Consider the following 22443-nt stretch of genomic DNA (forward strand, 5'->3'; position numbering starts at 1 on the left):
CCATTTTTTTAGCGGCTAAAGTCCGCGCCCCTGCTGCGGCAAGACCACGGCGCGCATGACGGCATGCATTTCATCCTGGGTATCGGCGATCTTGGCCAGCACGGCGCGGATCGTCGCCTCGCCGAACGCGGCAGTGCGCTCGTCGTTGGTCAGCCACAGCTTCAGCAGGCCGCCCAGCCGCCCCAGGTCGCCATTGATGCGCGCCAGTTCCTCGACGCGCCGGTGATCGAGGATGCCCGGCAGCCGGTAGCCCAGCCCGACCCTGCGCAGGTAGGCCGCCACCGGCAGCCCGGCCGCGGCTGCCAGCCGCTTGATCTGCGCTTCTTCATCGGGCAGTACCGGCACGCGCAGCTGCCGGGCCTTGCGGGTGGTGGCGTGTACTGGTTCTTGCATGGCGTCCTCGCGGTTGGCGCGGCACGCGCAGGCCTCGCAGAGCAGGATGCCCGTTGAGCGCCGCAGGCGCGAATAAGGCACCGTGAAGAGAGATAACCGGCCCGCCGGTTAGCTAACTTCACCTATCCTGCCCCGGCCCGCACGGCGACCGAGCCATTTAATCGTAGGACAGGCTTTCGATTTAACCCTTGTTCTGGCACAAAACGGAGCGGATTTTATCGGTCACTATTCCGAAAAGGCCTTTAAAGGCCTTATTTGCCTCCAACCGTGGCATATCAGGCTTCAACCTTGTCAGATTGGTGGTTCAACCGTGCCAGTTTTGTGGTGTAACCGTGCATCTTCCGCATAACGTGAAGGGGAATAAATACCATGGAGAAACCCTATGCCGAACAACTGAGTGACTGGATCAAATGCAGCAAGCCGGCCAAGCGCGACCAGTACCTGGTCGCCTTCCTTGCCGTCAGCGACGATGTACGCGCCGCACTGGCGGCGGGCTTTCCCATGAATACCATCTGGCGCCATATGTATGCTTCGGGACGCGTACCGTTCGGCTACGACACGTTCCTGAAGCACGTGCACCGCATGCTGAAAGCCACCGCACCGGCAGAGGAGACGGCTGGACAAGGCGTGGCGCCGCAGCGGCTGGCATCCCGCCAGGCCCGCGCGGCATCCGGGAAACCGGACGCCGAGACACCCCGCCCGGCGCCAGCGCCGGCCGGCTTCCATTTCAACCCGATCCCGGACAAAAAGGAGCTACTGTAATGGCCCATACCATATGATGCTGCAGGGTAAAGGCGGAGTCGGCAAGTCGCTGATCGCCGCCCTACTCGCCCAGTACATGCTCAGCAAGGCCCGCACGCCGCTGTGCATCGACACCGATCCCGTGAATGCCACCTTCCATGGCTACCAGGCGCTGCAGGTCCGGCGCATCGACCTGATGGAAGAGGAGGAAATCAATCCGCGCGGCTTCGACGCCCTGATCGACCTGGTGGCGCAAGCCCAGGGGGACGCCATCATCGACAACGGCGCCAGTTCCTTCGTGCCGCTGTCGCACTACCTGATCAGCAACCAGATCCCGGCCCTGCTGGTGGAACTCGACCACCTGCTGGTGGTGCACACGGTGATCACGGGCGGCCAGGCCCTGCTCGATACCATCAGCGGCTTTGCCCACCTGGCCAGCCAGTTTCCGCCGGAAACCCGCTTCATCGCCTGGCTCAATCCCTACTGGGGGCCGGTCGAGCACGAGGGCAATGGTTTCGAGCAGATGAAAACCTATCTGGCCAACAGGGAACGCCTGTCCGCCATCGTCCGGCTGCCCGTCTTGAAAAAGGAAACCTTCGGACGCGACCTGGCCGGCATGCTGCAGCAGCGCCTGACCTTCGACGAGGCGCTGGCCATGCCCGCGCTGCCGATCATGACGCGCCAGCGCCTGAGCATCATCCGGCGCCTGGTGTACGGCGAACTCGATGCCGCGATGGTGCTGTGATGGGCGACCAGACAGAGGAGCTGCTGCGGGAAATTGCCGCGAAGCATGGCATCGCCGTCGCGCGCGACGACCCCATCCTGGTTTTGCAGACCATCAACAGCTGCCTGATGCAGGACAGCGCCAGGGCCCAACAGGTCCAGCTGGATCGGTTCAAGGAGGAAATGGAGGAGCTGTCGCGGCGCTGGAGCACGGACGCCAGGGAAAAGGCCGAACGCATCGTCAATGCGGCGCTGGCCGCCGCCCGGGAAGCCATGGCCGCCGCCATGCAGGAAGGAGGCCAGCAAGCGGCAAGGGCCGCACGCCAGGAAATCGACGGCACCCTGCAGCAACTCGCCCGTTCCGTGCGCGCCGCGCATGCCATCGCGGTATTGAATGTTGCCGCCGGCTGCCTGGCCATGCTGGCGGCGGCCGTGGCCTCATGGGCCGTGCTGCGATAGGCCCAGCCGCGAGCCGCGTCCAGCTTGCAGCACATGGCTGCGCTCGGGCCCCTGCTGCGTCTGCTGCCGCTGCAGTAGCTTTTCCAGACGCTGCGCCTGCTGCTGCGCATCCCACTCGCTGGCCAACCCGGGATACCGGGTACGCAGCTTGCGCGCGGCCAATTCCTCGATGCGCGGCGCGTGCACGCCCATGCTGTCGCGCACCTCTCGCACCAGTTCCAGGCGGCCCAGCAGGCGCTGCATGGTTTTCTGTTGCTGCTGCACCTGCTGCTGCCACTGCGCGCGCGTGGCGGGAAATGCCAGCAAGCCCGGCTGCTGCATCTGCGTGCGCTGCAGGCGCGATGCCTGCGATTCGATCAGGTTTTCCAGCCTGTCCTCGATGCGCTCGACCTGCTCGTGCTTGGCCTCGACCTGCGCCGCCAATGCCGCGCCATACTGTGTGTCCAGCGGGGCGGCATCCAGCATTGCCGCCTGCTCCAGCTGCTCGTCCACTGCCTGGTACAGCTGCGCATCGGCCTGCATCTCGGCGCCGCCCCGCGCGCCTGCGCTAGTAGTCCTGCCTTGCTGCGGCCGCTCCATCGATAATTTCATGATCCGCCTCCGGTGTCTGCAGGCAGTGCTCTACCGGCTCAGCTTGCGTCCCTGTTTGACGCTTGCGCTGCTGCAGTGCGCCTGGCCGTCCTCGTAGCTGACACTGGTATCGATACCCGTCCCAGGTACTTTAGCGAAATCGCCGGCGGCGTGCTTGATCAATGTCTTGCCGACCTGCTGATACACGCTGGCGCCATCGGCGTGCACGATGACGCCGGCATACGTCTTGGCCTTGTCGGCGTCACCCGCAAGATAAATATCGTAGATGCCGGGCTTGATCGCCCCGGCCTTGTCCACCTTGCTGGTGGCCCACTGTCCGCCCTGCTCGTTTTGCAGCAGGCGCTGCCCGTTCATGACCAAGACTCTTTGCTTCATCAATACGCTCCTGTTTATCGGTAGGACGTGACAGCGGCCGAATCGTTCGGCGATGGGCCATTTTAAGACGCGATACTTGCCGCCGGGCAGCTAAATGCCTGCGATGTGGTACACATCAAACTGGCCCGGCGCCTGCTTCGCCATCCGGCATGTCCCTGATCCGCCGCGCCTGGCGCGATATGCCCTGCAGGATCGCATCGGCAAGATCAGCGGGAAAGCCGGGTGGCAGCAAGCCATACATGGCGGCCACCACCGCATCGGCATGCCCTAGCACCTCGTCCATCACGTCCTGCGCCGCGGCCGCGCCGAAACTGGCCTGGCGGGCCTGGCTCAGCCAGTGGCGCCGCTGGATCTGTTCCAGATGGTAATGGTTGCTGGCGCCGCGCACGGCCATCGCCAGCCGGGCATTCTGGCGCGGCAGCTGGTGTGCGCCGGGGCCGATGATGGGATGGGCGGACAGCACGTCGTAGAGCGGCGTCAACTGGAAACGGCTGTGCGGCAAATGGAAAATGCTGAAGTTCTTCGCGTGGCCATCGGTCGCTGCCAGCAGCCAGAACACCAGCTGGGTCTTGAAGAAGCGGCGGCGGTCTGCCTCGGCCTGTGCAGAGCCCAGCAGGATATCCATGATGCGGCAGATGCCCGGCCCGCCATCTGCCTGATACTTGTGCAGGGGCGGCGTACCGGTCGCCTGGCAAAAATCCTCCTGCGGCAGCCGGACGATCCAACTGCCGTCGCCAGACAGCCTGCGGTCGAAGCGCTCCACCACCAGCGTCTTCAGGTCCTCGAAAGTGGCGATGCGGCATGGCGCCGTGGGCAGTCCGAACGCGTGCATGATCTGCGAACACAGCCATTCGTTTTCCACCGAGGTGCGCATGTCCGCCCGCATATTGCCCACCAGCCCCATGGGCAGCTTCAGTATGTGCGTCGTCGGCGTGCTACCGGTGGGACGATGCCACTGGCCGCGATGCCATAGCAAGGCCGTCTTTTCCTGCGCGCCTGCAATCGACAGGCGCAGGTCCGGCTCTTTGCCAGTATGCCCGAACGGGGCTTCCGCGACCGTGTTGCGCAGTATCCTCGCCACGCCAGCCTCGTCGAGCGCCTCGCCCGTGATGCTAAACAGGTCCGTGGGAACCTCGCCGGGCGGCAATAGCTGGATGGCGCCGACGCAGTCACGCCCTGCCGCAGCGAGGAGCTGGTACGGCGCGATGCCGCCGGTCTGGAAGTGCTGGGCCATGCGGCGGCGGATCGGTTCGCTGTCAGGCAGCAGGTTGTCGAAATAATTCTGCACCAGCGGGCCGCGATAGGAGCTGCCCTGCGGCTTGAAAGGCATCGACAGCGACAGCGGCCGCCCGGCCTCATCCTCGATCCAGGCGTCAAAGTAGGTCAGCGCAGAGGTGCCAGCGAACGCATCCCAGTAGGCGACCGGCGTGCCGTTCAGCCACAGGTTGAGGCGCTGCGCATACGCTCGCCGGCCCATGGCTCACCAGCGCTCCCTGGCCGATGGTGGAGGTTCCTGCCTTGCCGGCGCTTCCGGCCGTGCGGGACCGGGCGCACGCTGGCGCGCGAGGCGGGCAGTCGGCGGCCCCGCATCGGTTGCCACCTGCGCGATGGCGGCATCCGGGGATGGCTGCCCGGCTGGCGAGAGCAGCAGTTCGGCCCCCAACAGCCGCAGCACCGTGTACAGGCGCTCGACGCTGGTGGAAGCAGGATTGGCTTCGATCTGCGCATAACTTTGCTGCGTGATGCCCAGCTGCTCCGCCAGTGCCTGCTGCGACAGGCCAGCCTGCTTGCGGAAGCCGACGAGAATCGGCCGCAACTGCTGCAAAGATCGGATCGGATAGTCCATGGCGTGTCCTGGGGTGTGTATTTACAGTATAGGAACTGTGAAACGCAATTACAAGAACCAGACTGTAATTCCATTTTACAGCCCATAAACTGTATTTCCGGAGTTCCAATTGATTGCTGGGCGGCACGGCCAGTAATCCAGTGGCTCAGTTAGCGCTGTGGAATTTCAGCCAGAATGCTTCGCGGCAGCGACTGTCAAAGCGCCTGACCGCTGGCAGCACCTCGACCGGCGCCTGCCCGTTCGATGGCACTTCATAGGTGATCCAGCACTCCGCGCAGGCCGCCTGCGATGGAAAGCTGTCTTCCTCGGACGTGCGCCGCACCACCACGCCATTGCTGAAATAATAGGTCGCCACTTCCTGCCGTACTTCGAAGCCGTCCTCCTGCCAGGAGGATTGCGCGACGTCGCGCCGCTCGATCACGGCCTGGCTAGGCAGCTTGAAAATGGCACCGATGTAGGTGAACAAGTCATTCATGGTCATGTGGCAAATAATTGGACGGTTCCGTCTGCACTTCGAGACACGCTGGCGGCAGCTGCAGGAACGCGCAAGAGGCAAAGTGTAGCACCAGCCCTGATCCGCGCGACACGCGCCATAGGGCATGGTTGCGTCAATCCCCGGCACCGAGCAGCCTGAGCGGCACAAGCCCGGCGAGTGCCACCTCCACTTCGACGCCATCGGCGCGCCGCAGCCAGGCCAGCCCGTCCCCGCCAGGCCGGCGCCCCAGCACCAGCACGCCTTCGCCCTGGCCATGGCGCACTAGGAGGCCGGTGCAGCGCCAGCGGCTGGCGCCAGCCTGCGCGACAGGAGTGGCCTGCGGAGATGCCGGCGGACCGGCAGCCGATGCCACGGCTGTGGCGTCGCCGCTACCGGGGGTAACCGCTTCCTCCTCGCCAAACTTCGCCCCGAGAAATGCGCGCAGCAGCTTGACGGCGCTGCGCGTGATCTCCGGCTCGCCCTCGCGCAGCCAGGCCGCGACCTCGCCCGGGTGCGACTTGTAGGCCGTCACCAGTTCATTCACGGTCGTCACGTCGCGCACCCTTCCCTCGTTGAACGCCAGGGCGATCGGTTCCGGCAAGTCCAGCAGGGCCGCATGCTGCGTCACGAAGGCGGCGGACTTGCTGATGTTGCTGGCGATCTGGCCACGCTTCAGCCCCTTCGACAGTTCGCGGCCGATGTAATTGGCGATCTCGCGCGCCGTCAGCTCGTTGCGCTGCAGGTTTTCCACCACCTGGTCGGTCTCGCTGTAGTCGTCGTCGATAAAGCCGGGGATGGTCGCCAGCTGTACCAGCCGCGATGCGCGATAGCGGCGCGCGCCGTGATTGATGATGTAGCGGCCGGGCCGTTCGGGATGATGGCGCACGGAGATCGGCGTCTTGATGCCGCGCAGGCGGATCGAGGCGGCGAGTTCGGCCAGGCTGTTCGCCGTAAAGCCCGGATTCTCGGCCGAGCGTGGCTGCAGCGGGTCTTCGTCGATATGTTCAAGCGGCAGCGCCAGCGGCCTGCCCTCCGGCGCGCGGCCGCTGGCGGCGCCTGGCGGCGCGGATGCCTTCTTCATCGCGCCTGGTCCGGCTTGCCATACGCCACGAACCAGGTCAGGTAGCAGAAGAAACCATAGTGCAGCAGCAAGGTCCATCCGGCATGCGCGCCAGGCGTATCCCACAACACCAGCGCGCGCAGCAACTGGAACAGCACATCACACACCATGATGAAGCGCAGCACTGGCCAGCATAGTGTGACGATGACCCACAAGATGGAGCGCAGGCTGGTTCGGCCCGGCGGCGGAACAAGCGCGGCCGGCAGCGGTGGCGCTTTCTCCTTGCTTGGTACCGGTGGAAACTGAATGATGTCTGCCATGCTTTTTCTCCCTCCCGCCAACTGCGCTGCCCCAATGCAACTGACATGCCGGCAAAGGCTATCGTCGCTCCGCATGCTGTCGACGACTTTGATCCAGAACAATGACTGATACTGCCATCAGCGTAATTTTTAGCAGCTAAAACGGATGGAACGCAGTCTTCGGGGACAGAACACGTAAGCATGCACGCTACATTGATCCACTGAGTCGCCACCAGTAGCTTAGACTCTTCTGATCCATAGCTCATGAAAGATGAGAAACCGAAGGGTCGTATTAGAGGTCTGGGTCTCTGCCAGACTCCTGATGTGCAATATCATAGTTGCCGGATCCAACGACGAGATCGGATCTGGATCTGTCTATCCCCCCCCCCAGCCCTGCAGCGACTCCTGCCGCGCGCCAGCAAAAACTAGCATTACACCGCTGGGAAGTAGCGTCCTCTCAGAAGGCTGCTGGCGGGTTCCAACTCCAAGACACGAATTCATCAATCCGGTTGAAGGGATAATCGGCGATGTGTGCCAGCAAATGGCGTAACCAGGCTTCGGGGTCGACACCTTCAGATTCGCCGTGCCGATCCAGCAGCAGGCGTTCTCTTGCAGACAGAATGTCATCGCTCAGAGTTGCGTGCAGCTTGAAACCTTGAACCAGTATTCTTTTCCGGAGCCTTGATATTTGAATAGAACGAATTCCCCTGCACGAACTTCTCTTTTAAGGAACGATGAATACTCCCTTGCCTGGGAAAGTCTTCCAGTGCCAACGCCAACCTTGCCGGCAGAGTTTGAGCATTCGTAAGCCTGTTGCAACATTGCTCGCTGTTCAGGTTGATTCTCGATCTTGCTCGCTTGCATTCGAGCAGCATTTACACCTGATCCGACATCTTTCACGCTAGGAAAATTTTCTATGACGTCTAATTGATCCCTGTTGTAGACGGTAGTACCGAGGTATTTCTTTTTCGTTACTCGTTCATACCTTTGAATGTCGTTGACATCGAATTCATCGCCATTCTCCTCTTCCAGGGGATGACTAATAGGGTGATTTTGTACCTCAGCCTGCCTTGCATCGTAATGCCTGCTTTCCGCATGCAATTCCTCCGACTGCAAACGCTCATGAGGATCTTCCGTACTTGTTACCTTCTCTCCCGCAGTTTCAAACGCCGCAATCGACGTCGAATCGGACTTCCAGGGCGAGTCAGATGCAACCAGAAGAAGAGCGCCAATAACTCCAATCGATATCATCGCTAGAATGGCGGGGAGACGGGCACGGTGTTTTAGTTGTTCGCGCTGCACAGAATGCGACGATCCGAACGTCTTCTTTAGGTCGGCCGTCATTCTCGCGTTCGACCCAGCAGGAGCGCTTGCCGAATGGCTAACACTTCTATCCTGCCTGAACCCGAAGAGATTGATGAGAAGCGCAATTGCCAAGGTATGAGGCACGGCTGCAGCAAGACAATGCGGAGCGAAACAGGCGCCGAATATTAACAATTGGTTGGCAATCAAAGTGACGAGCCAAACGCCAAAAAAGCGCTTCACATTTTTAACTGCCGCACGAAGAATTTTTTTAAACATAGTTAGCCGATATAAAAACGTAGGCCGCTGCTACTGTCGTTGAAAGCCTATTTCCGGAGGCATACGGTTCGCGGTGCTACGCATTTTTTAGATTTTAGAAATACCTTTGTGCACCTATTTTTAGCCGCTAAAACTGCACCGACCATCAAATGCCCCTGTGGCAGCAGCACTTGCAAACACCTTTGATCTAGTCGATATACCCGTCCGATTCCAGTTGCATTGGACGTATGCGCCATAGATACTGACTGCGTATTTTCGGAATAATGATTGTAATGCAATGTCGACAGACCGCCATTGGCGATACGACCTCAACGATCGGATCAGAGTCTTTGCCGCCATGCTGGCACCGAACCTGTCTCACTCGCTGAGGAGCAAAAGGAGCAAAAGGAGCGTACGATGACCCAAGTCACATTTCCTTCCACCCCAAAGCCACCAGCAGCACCAACTCTCAATGAAGAGCGCTTCATCCGCTTGGCTGAAGTGCTGGCCACCTGCGGGAAATCGCGCAGCAGCGTTTATGAAGGCATCAAGGATGGCACCTTCCCTGCCCCTGTAAAACTCAAAGGCCGCTCATCGGCCTGGCTAAAGAGTGAAATCTTGCACTGGATGCAGGCGTGCGTTGCCGCACGGCATCCTGTCCCGGTTGCAATACAGGCGACGTCCATGAAAACAGTGACAGCGACTGGTTTAAACACGCGCACCAGGCGTCAGCCTGCGTAAGGATGTCCCGTACAAACATCCCATCGCGCGACAGTAGGTGTGCCGCTGGCGCAAAAACAAGTCCGTGTCTGCATCAGCAAGCCACATTAATCGAAAAGATCGTCGCGCCATCGGGGGAGGGCAATCCACCCAAGTTAAGGAGCAAGCTCGTACAATTGCTGGAAAATCAATGATATAGTCCTGCGCGGGTCTGGGCAGTGTTGATCGTTGCTCGTCAATGAAGCGCTGGCGGTACAACGCTTCAAATTGGAGTATTCACTGGCTTGATTGCTCCATGAGTGAGCACAGGTTATCAGCACGTTCAAGTTAAACCGCCGAAAACGGGGGGCATCGCGCCCCCGCCACGATTACTGGAAGTGCGCCGCCAGCAAGCGCACGTCTTCGGCCGACAAGATACCGGCCGCCGCGCGCATGCGCAGAGAAGCCAGCATGTAGCCGTAGCGCCCCTGTGCCAGGTCCCTCTGCGCCGTATAGAGCTGGCGCCGGGCGTTCAGCAGATCCAAATTGATCCGCACTCCGCCCTTGATACTCTGCTCGGTCGCCGTGATCAGCAGCTGCGCCGAATCGACCGCCTTGATCAAGGCGTTGATACGCGGGATGCTGCTGGCCACCTGGTTGTAATCCTTGCGCAACTCGACCGCGACCTTGTCTTGCTGCCCTTCCAAGTCTGCCCTGGCCTTCTCGCGATTAGCCACAGCCTGCCGCGAGGTCGCGTTGACCGATCCGCCTGAATACAATGGCACGTTGAGCTGAATACCAACGCTGCGCGTGGTCGTATCCTGGCCAATCGTGGTGGTCGTCTCCGAGGCGCTCTTCTGATAGACGGCGACAAACTCCAAACGCGGCGCGTGGCCTGCGCGCGCCTTGTTCACTTCCTGGCTCGCGATCTCAATGGCAAGGCTTGCAGTTTTGATGTCAGGGTTACGCTCGAGCGCAATCTTCTTCCAGGCGTCGAAACTGAGCGTATCGCCCGGTAGCACGCGGAACCCGGGCCGCAGCTGATCGAGAGCATCAACCTCGTCAACACCGATGGTGCCGGCCAGCGTATCTTTCGCCTGCGTCAGCGCGTCCTGCGCTTCCAGCAACTGCGCTTCTGACAAATCCAGCCTGGCCTCGGTTTCCAGCACGTCGGTACGGGTACCCTCGCCCTTGCGGAACAGCTGCTCGTTGACGTTCTTTTGCTCGGCGTAAGTGTCGCGTTCGACCTTGGCCAGGGCCAACTGGTCGATCTTTAACAGCACCTCAAAATAGGCGCTGGTCACGCGCAGGATCACTTCCTGGGTCTGGCTGTCGAACTGCGCGGCGCTGTACTCGCTTTGGGCAATGCCTTGCTTGTAGCGCGCCCAAGAGTCCATATTGAACAGCGGTTGGCGTACCTGTATCACAGTCGATCGCGAGATATAGTCCCGCGGAATGGAGCGCGAGCCGACAGTGATCGTACTGTCCGCCCTACTGGCGGAATAGCTTGCGGCAACGTTGGGCAACAAGTTCGAACGTCCCAGGGCGCGGCTTTCTTTACCGCTTTCGGCGGAATAAAACGCGGCGCGGTATACCGGGTCGTTCTTGACTGCGGCGTCGTAAGCCTGCATCAGGCCCAGTGCGGATACAGTACCGCCATGCAGCAGCAAGGCAGCGCCAACCATGAGGGCTGCTTTTTTCAGAGTCAGAGCCACGCTTATTCCTCCGTCATCGAGGTCTTCGCGCGGTCCATCACCGGCTTCAGCAGGTAGCTCATCATTGTGCGCTCGCCCGTCTTGACGAACAACTCGACCGGCATACCTGACACAATTGCCAGATTTTGGTTGGCAATGATCTTCGCGCCTGCAGGTGAGACACGTGCGCGGACCTTGTACGTCGCCGCGCCAGTTCGCTCATCCACCGTGCGGTCAGCGGCAACATCGGTGACGACACCCGGAAAATGCGGCGTCTTATTGGCGTTGAACGCCGAGAAGATCAGCTCGACCGGCAGGCCGACATGGATCTTGTCGACCAGGTGCACCGGCAATTGGCCTTCCACCACAAGTGCATCGTCCGCCGGCACGATCTCCATCATCTTCGCGCCAGGGCCGACGACGCCGCCGCGTGTAAAGACATTGCTGCCAACAATAACGCCAGCGACAGGTGCCTTCACCTCGACATTGCCCGCGTCATAGGTTTGCGCGGTCAAACGGCTGGCCAGCGCTTCGGCTTCCTTCTGGACATCCGTCAACAGGGTACGTACTTCCTTCTGATACTCCTGGACCCGTTGATCACTGCGCAGCTTCAATTCCGCTACTTGGCGGCGCGCACGGGCGATATTGCCGACATCTTCAGATATGGCACCACCGATCTGGGCGTAGGTACGTTCCAGTTCCAACAAACGGCTGCGTGGAATATAGCCATCCTTTGCCAGGTCGCGACTATTTTCCATCTGTTCCATGATGATACCCAGTTGCACTTTCTTGCTCGTGAGCGACTCGTCTAGGCCTTGCGCCTGCGCATTGAGCCCGGCGATATTTTCCTGCGCGGCAGCCAGCTCGCTCTGCAGTGCCATCTGGCGCGAGCTGAATAGCTGACTCTGCAACTCGACGTTTTCCTTGAGGCGCGGGTCGCCTTTAAAGCCTTCCAACTCCTTCGGGAAAGCGATCGTCTTGGCGCCGCTCAGTTCGGCCATTAAGCGGGCTTCGGTGGTACGGGCCGTGAAGTACTGCGTACGCGTAACCTGTTCGATGGATTTAACCTGCACGTCGTTCATCCGGACCAACACCTGGCCAGCCTTAACGATGTCACCATCCTTTACTAGAATATCCTGCACTGTACCGCCGGAAAGATACTGCACGGTCTTGCGATTAGTTTCCTTCGCCACATAGCCTTGCATCGGCACCCCCTTGTCGAGCGGCGCCAGCATGGCCCACGTGACGAAGCCTAAAATACCGACCAGAATGATAATCCAGCCAACCCGCACGTAATTGCTCGCATCGGTATTGACGGTCAGTGGAATGACGTCGTGGGTAACGATTTCCGCAGCCGCTTCCGATCGTTTCTTAATGTTGTTCACTTTTTATTACTCCTGTTCCGCTGCAGCCGGAGAAGTGCTCGCAGCCGTCCGGTCCTGATTCGCCGCACTTTGATGCACAGCCTGCTGCGCTCCAAGGTGCTTCTGGTTTGGCTCGCGCAACGCCGCTAGCACTTGGTTGGTCGGGCCAAACTTTGTCAGTACGCCATCGCGCAACAACAGCAGTTTGTTGGTGATCGATATGGTGCTGGTGCGATGCGTAATCAGCACGATGGTTTTTCCCCGCCGACGCAGATCGCTCACTGCCTGGACCAAGGCCAACTCACCGACATCGTCCAGATTCGAGTTAGGCTCGTCGAGCACGATCAGCGAAGGATCGCCGTACATGGCGCGTGCCAGGCCGAGGCGCTGTTTCTGTCCGCCGGACAAGCCCACGCCACCGACACCGAGCGGCGTGTCATAGCCTTTCTGGAAGTGCAGGATCAGCTCGTGCACACCGGCGCGCTTGGCCGCCAGAACAACTTTCTCCGCATCGACTTCGCCGAAGCGAGCGATATTCTCGCTGATGGTGCCGCTAAACAGTTCAATATCCTGTGGCAGGTAACCGACGTTGGGGCCGAGTTCACCCTTGTTCCACTGATAAATATCGGCGCCGTCAAGTCGAACCTTGCCCATCACCGCCGGCCACACGCCGATCAGCAGGCGAGCTAAAGTCGATTTGCCCGAGCCGCTAGGTCCGATCACCCCGAGCACGTCACCCGACTGAATCGCAAAGTTCAAACTCTTAAGCACCGGCGTCGCCACGCCAGGCGGGGCGGCGGTCACACCTTCCACCGAGAGGTGCCCTTGTGGCTTAGGCAAAGCCATGCCCGCGTCGCGTACTGGGTTGGCGCTCAACAGACCGTTCAAACGCTCGTAGGCGCTGCGGGTGCTGCTCCAGCTCTTCCATACGCCGATCACCTGCTGCACCGGCGCCAAAGCGCGCCCGACCAGGATGGATGCGGCAATCATCATTCCAGGGGTAATTTTGTTTTCCAGCACCAGCAATGCACCGAATCCCAGCACCAGCGACTGCAGCGAGGTCTGCACGAACTTCGTCATCGAGCCAATCGTCGATGCCTTCTCGCTGGCTTCGGCCTGAAGGTGCAAGAACTTGCCGTGCATTTTGAACCAGCGGTTCAGCAGGTTCGGCAGCATGCCCATCGCCTCGATCACTTCGGCGTTGCGCAGGTTGTTGGTCGCCAGGCTACTCGCGGCAATCGCCATGCTGTTAGCCTCGGCCAGCGGCTTGCGCGTCACGCGTTCATTGACCACCGCCAGCACGACCAGCACAATGGTGCCACCCAGCGCAAAGAAGCCCAAGCTCGGCTCAAAGAAGAAGATCACGATCAGATAAATCGGGAACCATGGCGCGTCAAAGAATGCGAACAAGGCGTTGCCAGTCAAGAACTGGCGAATATTGGTCAAGTCCATCAAAGACTGGCCGGCATTGCCGCCGAAGGCCTTCAGGTTCTGCTCAAAAGCGGCCGTGTAAACGCGCTTGTTCAGTTGCATATCGAACTTGGCACCGACGCGAACGAGCACAAAGCTGCGAATCAGTTCCAGCCCGGCCATCACCGCATACGCGCCTAGCATCATCAGCGTCAACATCATCAGCGTAATCTCATTGCGGCTGCCTAGCACGCGATCATAGACCTGCAGCATGTATAGGGACGGCACCAGCATCAGCAGATTACTGAACGCGCTGAATGCTCCCACCGTGTAAAAGGTGCTGCGAAATGACATCAGCACTTTTTGAATTTCGTTCTTGGGATCGAGACTTTTTTTCATTGTTGTTTCAAAGTGCGCGGTGAAACCTGCGTCAGTAGGAGTGAATGAAATGGACGCTTCCAGCTTGATGCTACATCAAAGGTAGAGGGAGTGAGCGAAGCAAGCGGCAAGCGGCCCGTTGCGGAAGAGAACAGCATCTGCACCAAATTGAAAGCTGCATTAACTTTCTGTGCCAAAGGAGGAACCGATATAATGGTGTATAAAGACTTCGCCCGGATCGGTGTTTAAGATGGCATCTCGAGCGGCGGCCATTGTGATTCTTGAGGTAATATTAGGTTTGTGAAGACCTTAACAAAAACCACTGTAGCATTCACAATGACCACTGCCACTATCATACTATCTGAGCTCGCCAAAAATGAGGCAGCCTAGCCTAGAAAATCTCTCAGGTATTTTGACTGCCCCATCTGAATGAACAATCACCTAAATCTCGGCTAGATGGAATTTCGATAGATTGCGATGCTTTTAAAAGTATCAATGGACTGCGTTTGATTGGTAGCGGATCCACGATATCCCGCAATACTGCCCACGTTTTTGCATTCCATATTCGGGCAATGACGTCTCCACTGGCCTTTTCCTGACATGCTATGAATAATTCCACACTTGGATTGAAATGTATTGAATCAGATGCAAGGCTGCCATTTGCGCCTGGGGTTTTAATGAAATACTGATGGTGGCGCCATTTTTAGGATTAATAATACGAATCGTCTCATCCACATCCTTTACGGCGAGCAGTGAACCATCCGTACTAAATTCCATGTCGCGCGCCAGAATACCGGCGTCCTGATCGCCGAAAGGCCCAAAATACGGCATCAATTCGGCTGAAAAACTCATTGCCCGGCTTCAAAAATCCGCAACTCTTGCTGCCATCTTTTTTCGCCCGCTGGCTGGCCGACACCTGGGCTACGGAAAAAAATTAATCAGCGATTTCCTAACTATTAGAGTAAGGCATAGTAGTACGGTAGTTATGCTTGTCCTATTCTCGGACCGATATCTGCTCCTATACAGTCTCATTGCACGCAATATTTTCATCAAAATTTAAACACCAAATTATAATTTTTACCGACTTTAATATCTTGAGTAATTTTTGCAACCAACCGGAATTTTAGTCAAGCTGACAATGTTACGTGTTATTTTCTCGAGAAAACTCTCCAATTCTCACATTGCTGAATTTGCCCCGGAATGTGTTCTCAGGTTTGGTGTGTGTTGTGATTCTCAAGAGATTGGGTCCCGTGACGAGTTCAAATGCCTCCAGGCCCGACCCTTCGTTGTTGTGGCTGCTGGCCGCCAAGTACAAGAGTCTGATGGTGCGCAAATCCCTCAACAAAGCGATTATCGCGATCGGCCACAAGATGATCCGCTCGATCCTCCTGCTACTGAACCGTAAGGTCGCAATCACGACCCGCAGATCGACTACCAAGCCATGAGTGCGAAGAAGAACGCGCTACGTTGGATTAAGCAGTTCAAGGCAATTGGCCATTGGTCAGATAAGGCGACAGCGCCGACCAGTGCATAGTCATCGCCACAACCAGGGGTCGGGCCTGGCGAAATTTGCTAACCCGCTGCAACGCGGCCTGGAAAACCATGCGCCCGCGCCACTTGGCTTTCAGGGTAACGAGGTGTGTCAAACGGAGTGGGTCAATTCGGCGTGTAATAGAACTCGACTCCCGATTGTCAATCCAGAGGTTTCATTCTTAGCTATTCGAGAGAAAACAGCCATCATGTGAGAATTGAATAGATTTGCCAAAACGTAATTGGTATATTCTATCAGCTAGAGTAATTCATTAGATGAGTGTATGACGTTCAGGCACAATAATCGTTTGCAACTTCATAGCTATCAGCTTCCCCGCCTTTTTTTCTATCTGCGAACAGTGCCGTCAGTTCAACCTGCCATTAGGTGGCAGAATTACTGTTACTGCCGTCAGGTTAATATCAGAAAAACGGGTATCCACGTGCTACACCTCAATAAACTCGACAAGAAAACGTTTCTAGGCTATGTGACGTGGCATCAAAATATGCAATTTCCCTCGCTTATACGTAATCCTTCTATAAAACCGCCGTGTCCTACGGTAATTTATTCAGCCAGATGAAACCGACATTCTCAAAATTTTTTTTCTCAGTCATCTTAATAATTATTATTGGGATGCTGGTCCACTACTTACATCTTGGATATCGTAATTTTCAAGGATATTGCTCGGAAACGAATGCGTTAATTTCAGACGAAAAAAAAATTGATTTAGCAATCATTGAGCTTTTTAAATATTATCCAAAAACAAATTCGGAGCTTCGCCGACGATTTGATCGCAATGCATCACCGTTATCTACTGAGATGGCAGGAGAAAATTACCCTGTACCATATAAAAATATTAGTGAATTTAAAGATTTGAACAAAAATTGTTGTCGCGTAACGCAACAACCGAGTGATATTGAGGATGCGCGCGCGACACTTTTCGATCGCGCCATGGGAACTAAATCTTCTTTTGTCGAAATTCGATATTTCATACTTTATATCGATTCCACTGGTAAACGCAAGATGTTGCAAAGGGAAACAATGTACGCGATAACAAACTGCGGGATTGTTTGGAATGGTATATAAAAGAGAGAACTATGATTACTGCGCAAGAAGTTACAAATTATTATCTTTACGGTAGTTCAAATAAACCAGCAACGATCGACACCGCATTGATGATCCGGCCCGTTGATGAAACGTCGACTGTTTCGATTAATACAGTTGAGTATATGTCCACAGGGCCTGGGCGGTTCGCCAATCCTGTCTTATTTGAGGTAATCGACAAGTTTTTTAATCCGACAGGAACTGATGCATCGTCCATGCTGCAAGCAGGCTCTTACCAAAAGGCCGATCTCTTTTCTGCATTCGGTATCGTAAGTGGTGGTTTGGTACTTCAGCAATGGCTCTATGACGATGGTTTAGACGATATGGTTGAAAGGGCGTACATTTGGAACACTACCCAATTTCAAATCGATCCACGTGCTCGCTTCATCGTTGATCAGAACGGCAACAGATCAATCGAGAATTTTGCGATAATCCCTCGCGTCAAAGACGGCTCGCCAGAAAACTTTGACTTTAAGGCCGGTGATGGGGTGGGCAAACTCGCGAACTTGGCGCTTGAACCAGCGATTGATCCTTCTGGTATAGGGAGGACAGTCATACTGTCATTCAGCGACGATCAGATACCGGTGAAGAATTTTTCACAATCTGACTATAATACTTCCGTGAGTAATCTTGTAATTCGGAATGAATTGAATGTTGTGAAATTAATTTCAGAATTTCCATCGTTTGTTACCAATCTTTGGAACGAAGGAACAACAAATACAGTTGATGCCGATGGCCGTGTAATACTGTATGGCACGGCTGGCAGTGATGTGTTGAGTGAAGCAAGGATTGACGCCTTAACTATTGTCGATCCCATGGCTAGATATTACATTGAAAGTGGTAAAAAAGGATTGGTTTTAATAGGTGGCGGCGGCAACGACAAATTAGTCGGGACCGATATGAATGATTATATTGTTGGTGGAAATGATAGTGATACTTTAATCGGTGGAGCTGGCTTAGATATACTCGTCGGAGGTAAAGGTAATGATGTTCTTCATGGTGAGCTGGGAGGCAGCGTATTAAATGGAGGCGAGGGAGAGGACACCTATTACATATCCTCCAGAAATTATGGACATACTATTATCGATAGTGATAGTTTAGGATCGATTATCGACGACGGCTATGTTTTGCATGGCGGAAAGAGATACGATGGAAGTTATTACCTCTTCGGAGATGATTATGGAAATCAATACGGGATTTATGGTCCTGACTTGGTCATCAACGGTTCGACGATTGTCAAGAATTGGAAAAACGGGGACTTTGGAATTCATCTTGACCCACGCGCAAGCGAGATAGGCTGGTTAGATGGAGAAAATTCAATGTATAAGCCCGGTGTTCTAGCAATGTTAGCTCGATTGGACGGCGCACCTTGGGTCGGAAACCGCCCAACTGGCGACGATGATTTTTTATTTAGTGATGGGGTATCGACGACGTTAAACGGGGGGAGAGGAAATGATGTACTGTACGGTAGCGAGTTCGCTGATACCTATGTCTACAATCAAGGTGATGGCGATGACTGGATTCAGGAATATGGATCAAACGGCACCGGATTCGATACCCTAAAACTGGGTGCGGGAATTACGCCAAGTTCAATCACTTTCTCGAGGTCAGAGTCAGATCTTGTTATGTCGATGGGTGAGGGAAAAATCACATTCATTAACGGTGGTGTCGGTAGCCAATTTCGTCCAGCGCGAGTCGAATTTGCTGATGGGACCGTATGGGACGCTCGCGCGCTGTCAGATAAATTCTCTCAATTGCCGCCATTAGTGGTGATCATTCCAGATCCTAGGGATGAAACCGTCCTCCCTTCCGGAGCGGGCGACGACGAGTTAAACGGTACAGGAGGAAGTGATACTTATTTGTTTGAACGCGGTGGGGGGCATGACTCGTTAGCAAATTTTGGTCGTAGCTATAACGGCGTCGATGCGATCATCTTCGGTGCGGGTATTACTGCTTCCGACATCATTTTTTCACGTTCGAAAGATGGTGTTGTATTGACAATTTCTGGTTCGGGGGAAAGTGTCACCATTAATAATTGGAATAGCCTCTGTAAAATCCGGGCTGAATTTGCTGACGGTTCCGCTTGGGATGTGCCTACCGTGCGGGGAAAAGTAGCAGCGGTGCCGTTCGTGGGAACGGATGGTAATGACGTGCTCGAAGGGGGCCAGGATAACGATGTCTTCATCGGGGGGAAAGGCGATGACCAACTAATCGGCTCCAGCGGAAGCGACACCTATGTATTTGGTCGCAGCGATGGCAAGGACTCGATTAGCGACGATGGCACGGGCAGCGATGTCGATACAATTCGCTTCGGAGCCGGTGTCAGTGCCACTGACGTTGTCCTAGCACGCTCTGGAAGTAGTGTGGTCTTAACGATAATTGATACCGGAGATAGCATCTCCATCAGTAACTGGAACAACGAGAGCATTGAACGAGTCGAATTTTCTGATGGTACCGTATGGGATCATTCCCTGCTGATGGCCAAAATCGGGTTGCTGCCCTATGTGGGAACTGATGGGGATGACATCCTGAATGGCGACGATGGCGCCAATGTCTTCAATGGCGGAAAAGGCGATGATCTGCTCACAGGATCGACCGGAAGCGATATTTATCTCTTCGGACGTGGCGACGGCCGGGACACGATTAAGGAGTTCGGCTTTAGCAGTGACGATATCGACACTATCCAATTCGGCGCGAGTATCACCGCGAACGATATCGCCGTCTTTAGGTCGGGGAATAATATCACGCTGTCGATCTTTGGCACCGACGACAGCATTACCATCAATAATTGGAACGTTGGTAGCTATTATCAAATCGAACAAACGAAGTTTGCTGATGGAACGGTATGGGATGTAGCCACACTGATGGCGAAGTTTGGTACGGCGCCCTTCACTGGAAGCAATGGCGATGACTGGCTTGATGGAGATAAAGGTGCGAATCTTATTACCGGCAAAAAAGGTAACGACAACCTTAGTGGCTGGGCAGGCAGCGATACCTATTTGTTTGACCGCGGTGATGGCAGAGATACGATTCACGAATTCGGCTATAGCGACGACGACGTCGATACGATCCGCTTCGGTAGCAATATTAGCGCCGCAGATATCACTTTATCTCGTTCAGGAAACGACGTCGTGCTAACAATTGCAGATTCAGACGACACCATTACGATTAGCAACTGGAACGGCGGTAGCTCCTATCGTATTGAGCGCGTCGAATTCGCTGATGCAACAGTATGGGACGCGTCCGTTCTGATGGCGAAAGTCGCGCTCCTGCCTTTCGCTGGCACTGATGCCGACGACTGGATCAATGGTGATAAAGGCGCTAATGTCTTCATTGGTGGAAAAGGGGATGATCACTTGAGCGGTTCTACCGGCAGCGACATATATGTGTTCGGGCGCGGTGACGGAAATGACACGATTACAGAGTTTGACTACAGCAGTGGTGATATCGATATAATCCGGTTTGGCCCGAACATCGAGGCCTCCGATGTCACCCTGTCGCGCTCTGGAGGCGATGTTGTGCTGGCGGTCGAAGGTACGGACGACAGCGTCACAGTCGAATATTGGAGCAGTGATAGCCGCATCGAACGAGTTGAGTTTGCCGACGGCACCGCATGGGACGCTGCCACCCTTTTAGCGAAAGTGGCAGAGTTGCCGCTGATGGAAAACGATAGCGAGCACAGTTTGGTCGCTGAAGGCGTGTCGTGGGATATAGGCGAACTCTACCCTGCAGTGATCGTGGGTGTAGTGTCCAATCAGGCTGCTGTATATGGCTAGTTTCAGCGGTTTGCGATAAATGTTTTGAGGAGGAGATAAGCCAATCCACCCAAGTTAAGCAACAGGCTGCCATCAAGCAGCCTTGTAGGCCATGTATTTATGGGGCTTGTAGGCGTTGGTTTACCGTGACCTTGATTGTCCTGGGCGATGTAAAAACGTTCGCTTGGCGATCAGAGCCAGCGCGTCGGCAAGCAAGTGGGCTGCCGCCAGCCCACGCAGCAACGATGGCAAGAGCGGCTTGAGTACCGAATGGACATAGGCGCGGTTGATGCGTCTGTCCGTCGGCAATGCATCTTGCTGGCCGGCGGCACAGCTCGCCAACGCCTGCAGGTTATCGCATAGTACCTTGGCGGCCAGATCCTGCATCAGGGCCTGCTGTGACAGTCCCGTCACGTGCTCCAGATGGAGGCGGTGTTTGAGGCGCTTGAAGGCTTCCTCGATGCGCCAGCGTTGGTGGTAGAGGTCTTCGAACAATGCGGCAGGGAATTGTTCAACCTCCAGTAAATTGGTCATCAGAACACGCACCTTGCCGGTCGAGGCAACGTGGCGTATCAGGCGCACGGTCTGCGGCGCAATGGGACATTCATAGTCAAGCGCATCGCGTCGATCCGGCGCCTGCAGCGTGACGATCTGCTCCTGCAGCCCCGACTTCAGAAACTGATTGACGCAGGGAAAGCCGCCACCGCGCGCCTGTTCGACACGCATGCAGAAGGCAATGTGGCGCTGGTTCAATACGGCAGGCATCCAATAGCACGGGTAGCCTCGGTCGAGCAACAGCAGATCATCCTTGCCAAGCCGGTCGAGCTGTTCGAACAGCATCTGGCGTTCACCGACATCGGTGCTGTATAGCGAGGCCGAGAGCATCAATTCGGCACCGGGCAGAAACAAGCCAAACACCAGTTGATCGGCCACGGCGGCACGTTTGACATGGCTGGCGCGCAAGCCAAAGCGAACGGTCGAGGCGTCAGCGGCGACCAGCCTGAAACCGTGCCAGCGCGGCAGGTAGCCATGCTGCTGTACTTGTGCAATGAGCCAGTCGTTAAGCTCTGGCATGGCCGTGGTAGCAAGTTTCGAGCGTGCCTGAGCGAAAGCCTGGGCGCCCACCTGGTGCGTCAGTTGCGCCTGCTGTTGCAGATGACCAAAGAATTCATCAAGTTCGGTTTGCACGCTCTTGCGCATGCCGGTGAGCATGAGCGCCACCAAGGACGGTAGCGGCAGTTTGCGGCGCCGTTGAAACGCTGTCGGATGATCAGGATGGCGGGCGGTAAGACGGGACTGGTCGGATTGAAGATGGTCGGAGAAATCGGACAGCAAGGAAGCGAGCGACATGAAAGGCCAATGAAGATCAAAAGACCTTCATTGGCCGCCGCCTTGCCGCTGTCGAAAAAAGAGATGTCAGCAAGGCGGCGGCCGCGCAAAGCCAGTGCCACGTCAAGCACTATTTCATTGATTTGCCAGCAATTGCGCGGGCTTGCTCCTTAACTTGGGTGGATTGGGGGGGGGCTTCCTGTCTGGCAAGCGGTGTGCCAGCGCATGCTCGCATACCTCGCTCGAAAAGGTATTGGCTGCCGCCTCGGCGCACCAGTCGCGGAACGAAGAACGGTAACCATGTACGGTAATGTCGTCAAACTGATTTCCGACAACTGCGCGCCACGCTTGCGACCTGAAAAGATGACGTGCCCCTGACGCGGCAATGCGCGCAGCAGCGCAAACGCCTCACCAGACAGCGGCACGTGATGCTCCCTGCCGACCTTCATGCGCTGCGCTGGAATCGTCCGCAGCGCCGCTTCCAGATCGGTCTACTGTTACCGCGCGCGCCTAAACTCTGCTGAACACGCCGCCTTCAGAATCGCAACGCCAGCGCAGCGATCCTCTCGCTGTCCAGCATCGTCCGCATAGGTCCGAGTCTGTTTCCCGTACTTTTCCCGTACCAAACAAAAAAGGCCTACACTGGATCAGTGTAAGCCT

The 22443-nt window shown here is 56.3% G+C and carries 21 protein-coding genes; 6 read left to right on the forward strand and 15 right to left on the reverse strand.

Features of this window, described 5'->3' with window-relative positions; all coding sequences use genetic code 11:
* Window positions 1-15 precede the first annotated feature (15 nt).
* Entirely contained in the window at window positions 16-393 is a 378-nt protein-coding gene (traJ, locus tag O0881_RS04435; protein WP_289910339.1) for a conjugal transfer transcriptional regulator TraJ, read from the reverse strand.
* A gap of 369 nt (window positions 394-762) precedes the next feature.
* On the opposite strand from traJ, the gene O0881_RS04440 reads away from it, so the two are divergent.
* Genes O0881_RS04440 through O0881_RS04450 form a run of 3 tightly spaced genes read left to right on the forward strand, consistent with a single transcriptional unit; the run spans window position 763 to window position 2316 of the window.
* Entirely contained in the window at window positions 763-1155 is a 393-nt protein-coding gene (locus tag O0881_RS04440; RefSeq protein ID WP_289910340.1) for a TraK family protein, read from the forward strand.
* A 13-nt stretch (window positions 1156-1168) separates the two neighbouring features.
* Window positions 1169-1879, forward strand: a complete 711-nt coding sequence (locus O0881_RS04445; protein ID WP_289910341.1) for a conjugal transfer protein TraL — start codon at window positions 1169-1171, stop codon at window positions 1877-1879.
* On the forward strand, window positions 1879-2316 hold the full coding sequence (locus O0881_RS04450; RefSeq protein ID WP_289910342.1) for a conjugal transfer protein TraM: 438 nt from the start codon (window positions 1879-1881) through the stop codon (window positions 2314-2316). The genes O0881_RS04445 and O0881_RS04450 overlap by 1 nt, the downstream gene beginning before the upstream one ends.
* On the opposite strand, the gene O0881_RS04455 is transcribed toward O0881_RS04450, so the two are convergent.
* The 9 genes from O0881_RS04455 to O0881_RS04495 form a co-directional block, all read right to left on the reverse strand.
* Window positions 2296-2907, reverse strand: a complete 612-nt coding sequence (locus O0881_RS04455; protein ID WP_289910343.1) for an IncP plasmid survival protein KfrC family protein — start codon at window positions 2905-2907, stop codon at window positions 2296-2298. The genes O0881_RS04450 and O0881_RS04455 overlap by 21 nt on opposite strands.
* A gap of 30 nt (window positions 2908-2937) precedes the next feature.
* Complete coding sequence (locus O0881_RS04460; protein ID WP_289910344.1) at window positions 2938-3282, reverse strand: KfrB domain-containing protein; 345 nt, start codon at window positions 3280-3282, stop codon at window positions 2938-2940.
* 115 nt (window positions 3283-3397) lie between these two features.
* Window positions 3398-4759 carry a type II toxin-antitoxin system HipA family toxin gene (locus O0881_RS04465; RefSeq protein ID WP_289910345.1) on the reverse strand — a complete coding sequence of 454 codons (1362 nt, stop codon included), beginning with the start codon at window positions 4757-4759 and terminating at the stop codon, window positions 3398-3400.
* Window positions 4760-4762: 3 nt separating this feature from the next.
* Complete coding sequence (locus O0881_RS04470; protein WP_131375434.1) at window positions 4763-5128, reverse strand: helix-turn-helix transcriptional regulator; 366 nt, start codon at window positions 5126-5128, stop codon at window positions 4763-4765.
* A 145-nt stretch (window positions 5129-5273) separates the two neighbouring features.
* Window positions 5274-5603 (reverse strand): hypothetical protein, encoded by a 330-nt coding sequence (locus tag O0881_RS04475; protein WP_289910346.1) that lies wholly within the window; start codon window positions 5601-5603, stop codon window positions 5274-5276.
* Between the two features lie 133 nt (window positions 5604-5736).
* Window positions 5737-6684: a ParB/RepB/Spo0J family partition protein gene (locus O0881_RS04480; RefSeq protein ID WP_289910347.1), complete on the reverse strand. Its 948-nt coding sequence runs from the start codon at window positions 6682-6684 to the stop codon at window positions 5737-5739.
* Window positions 6681-6983 (reverse strand): KleE stable inheritance protein, encoded by a 303-nt coding sequence (kleE, locus tag O0881_RS04485; protein WP_289910348.1) that lies wholly within the window; start codon window positions 6981-6983, stop codon window positions 6681-6683. Before kleE ends, O0881_RS04480 begins: the two co-directional genes overlap by 4 nt.
* A 436-nt stretch (window positions 6984-7419) precedes the next feature.
* Window positions 7420-7665, reverse strand: a complete 246-nt coding sequence (locus tag O0881_RS29225) for a transposase domain-containing protein (protein WP_354670211.1) — start codon at window positions 7663-7665, stop codon at window positions 7420-7422.
* Window positions 7593-8543 (reverse strand): hypothetical protein, encoded by a 951-nt coding sequence (locus O0881_RS04495; RefSeq protein ID WP_289910349.1) that lies wholly within the window; start codon window positions 8541-8543, stop codon window positions 7593-7595. Before O0881_RS04495 ends, O0881_RS29225 begins: the two co-directional genes overlap by 73 nt.
* A gap of 396 nt (window positions 8544-8939) precedes the next feature.
* Here O0881_RS04495 and O0881_RS04500 point away from each other — a divergent pair, with 396 nt between their 5' ends.
* Window positions 8940-9263 carry an AlpA family transcriptional regulator gene (locus O0881_RS04500; RefSeq protein WP_289910350.1) on the forward strand — a complete coding sequence of 108 codons (324 nt, stop codon included), beginning with the start codon at window positions 8940-8942 and terminating at the stop codon, window positions 9261-9263.
* Window positions 9264-9610: 347 nt separating this feature from the next.
* Here O0881_RS04500 and O0881_RS04505 read toward each other — a convergent pair whose 3' ends face one another.
* The 4 genes from O0881_RS04505 to O0881_RS04520 all read right to left on the reverse strand — a co-directional run bounded on the left by O0881_RS04505 (window position 9611) and on the right by O0881_RS04520 (window position 14919).
* Complete coding sequence (locus O0881_RS04505) at window positions 9611-10936, reverse strand: TolC family outer membrane protein (RefSeq protein WP_289910351.1); 1326 nt, start codon at window positions 10934-10936, stop codon at window positions 9611-9613.
* Between the two features lie 2 nt (window positions 10937-10938).
* Window positions 10939-12300 carry an HlyD family type I secretion periplasmic adaptor subunit gene (locus tag O0881_RS04510; protein WP_289910352.1) on the reverse strand — a complete coding sequence of 454 codons (1362 nt, stop codon included), beginning with the start codon at window positions 12298-12300 and terminating at the stop codon, window positions 10939-10941.
* A gap of 6 nt (window positions 12301-12306) precedes the next feature.
* Window positions 12307-14088, reverse strand: a complete 1782-nt coding sequence (locus tag O0881_RS04515) for a type I secretion system permease/ATPase (protein WP_289910353.1) — start codon at window positions 14086-14088, stop codon at window positions 12307-12309.
* 582 nt (window positions 14089-14670) lie between these two features.
* Window positions 14671-14919, reverse strand: a complete 249-nt coding sequence (locus O0881_RS04520; RefSeq protein ID WP_289910354.1) for a hypothetical protein — start codon at window positions 14917-14919, stop codon at window positions 14671-14673.
* A gap of 1252 nt (window positions 14920-16171) precedes the next feature.
* Here O0881_RS04520 and O0881_RS04525 point away from each other — a divergent pair.
* Window positions 16172-16681, forward strand: coding sequence for a hypothetical protein (locus O0881_RS04525; protein WP_289910355.1), 510 nt, complete (start codon window positions 16172-16174; stop codon window positions 16679-16681).
* Between the two features lie 11 nt (window positions 16682-16692).
* Window positions 16693-20475, forward strand: coding sequence for a calcium-binding protein (locus O0881_RS04530; protein ID WP_289910356.1), 3783 nt, complete (start codon window positions 16693-16695; stop codon window positions 20473-20475).
* A 120-nt stretch (window positions 20476-20595) separates the two neighbouring features.
* Here the strand turns inward: O0881_RS04530 and O0881_RS04535 are convergent, their stop codons facing one another.
* Complete coding sequence (locus O0881_RS04535; RefSeq protein ID WP_289910357.1) at window positions 20596-21804, reverse strand: IS4 family transposase; 1209 nt, start codon at window positions 21802-21804, stop codon at window positions 20596-20598.
* Between the last annotated feature and the right edge of the window lie 639 nt (window positions 21805-22443).

This window comes from Janthinobacterium sp. SUN100 (genome assembly GCF_030397705.1).
Lineage (GTDB): Bacteria > Pseudomonadota > Gammaproteobacteria > Burkholderiales > Burkholderiaceae_D > Janthinobacterium > Janthinobacterium kumbetense.

Excerpts from the sequence above, each read along its gene's own strand:
- traJ (WP_289910339.1), bottom strand. The coding sequence starts at position 393 with ATGCAAGAACCAGTACACGCCACCACCCGCAAGGCCCGGCAGCTGCGC.
- O0881_RS04440 (WP_289910340.1), top strand. The coding sequence starts at position 763 with ATGGAGAAACCCTATGCCGAACAACTGAGTGACTGGATCAAATGCAGC.
- O0881_RS04445 (WP_289910341.1), top strand. The coding sequence starts at position 1,169 with ATGATGCTGCAGGGTAAAGGCGGAGTCGGCAAGTCGCTGATCGCCGCC.
- O0881_RS04450 (WP_289910342.1), top strand. The coding sequence starts at position 1,879 with ATGGGCGACCAGACAGAGGAGCTGCTGCGGGAAATTGCCGCGAAGCAT.
- O0881_RS04455 (WP_289910343.1), bottom strand. The coding sequence starts at position 2,907 with ATGAAATTATCGATGGAGCGGCCGCAGCAAGGCAGGACTACTAGCGCA.
- O0881_RS04460 (WP_289910344.1), bottom strand. The coding sequence starts at position 3,282 with ATGAAGCAAAGAGTCTTGGTCATGAACGGGCAGCGCCTGCTGCAAAAC.
- O0881_RS04465 (WP_289910345.1), bottom strand. The coding sequence starts at position 4,759 with ATGGGCCGGCGAGCGTATGCGCAGCGCCTCAACCTGTGGCTGAACGGC.
- O0881_RS04470 (WP_131375434.1), bottom strand. The coding sequence starts at position 5,128 with ATGGACTATCCGATCCGATCTTTGCAGCAGTTGCGGCCGATTCTCGTC.
- O0881_RS04475 (WP_289910346.1), bottom strand. The coding sequence starts at position 5,603 with ATGAATGACTTGTTCACCTACATCGGTGCCATTTTCAAGCTGCCTAGC.
- O0881_RS04480 (WP_289910347.1), bottom strand. The coding sequence starts at position 6,684 with ATGAAGAAGGCATCCGCGCCGCCAGGCGCCGCCAGCGGCCGCGCGCCG.
- kleE (WP_289910348.1), bottom strand. The coding sequence starts at position 6,983 with ATGGCAGACATCATTCAGTTTCCACCGGTACCAAGCAAGGAGAAAGCG.
- O0881_RS04495 (WP_289910349.1), bottom strand. The coding sequence starts at position 8,543 with ATGTTTAAAAAAATTCTTCGTGCGGCAGTTAAAAATGTGAAGCGCTTT.
- O0881_RS04500 (WP_289910350.1), top strand. The coding sequence starts at position 8,940 with ATGACCCAAGTCACATTTCCTTCCACCCCAAAGCCACCAGCAGCACCA.
- O0881_RS04515 (WP_289910353.1), bottom strand. The coding sequence starts at position 14,088 with ATGAAAAAAAGTCTCGATCCCAAGAACGAAATTCAAAAAGTGCTGATG.
- O0881_RS04520 (WP_289910354.1), bottom strand. The coding sequence starts at position 14,919 with ATGAGTTTTTCAGCCGAATTGATGCCGTATTTTGGGCCTTTCGGCGAT.
- O0881_RS04525 (WP_289910355.1), top strand. The coding sequence starts at position 16,172 with ATGAAACCGACATTCTCAAAATTTTTTTTCTCAGTCATCTTAATAATT.
- O0881_RS04530 (WP_289910356.1), top strand. The coding sequence starts at position 16,693 with ATGATTACTGCGCAAGAAGTTACAAATTATTATCTTTACGGTAGTTCA.
- O0881_RS04535 (WP_289910357.1), bottom strand. The coding sequence starts at position 21,804 with ATGTCGCTCGCTTCCTTGCTGTCCGATTTCTCCGACCATCTTCAATCC.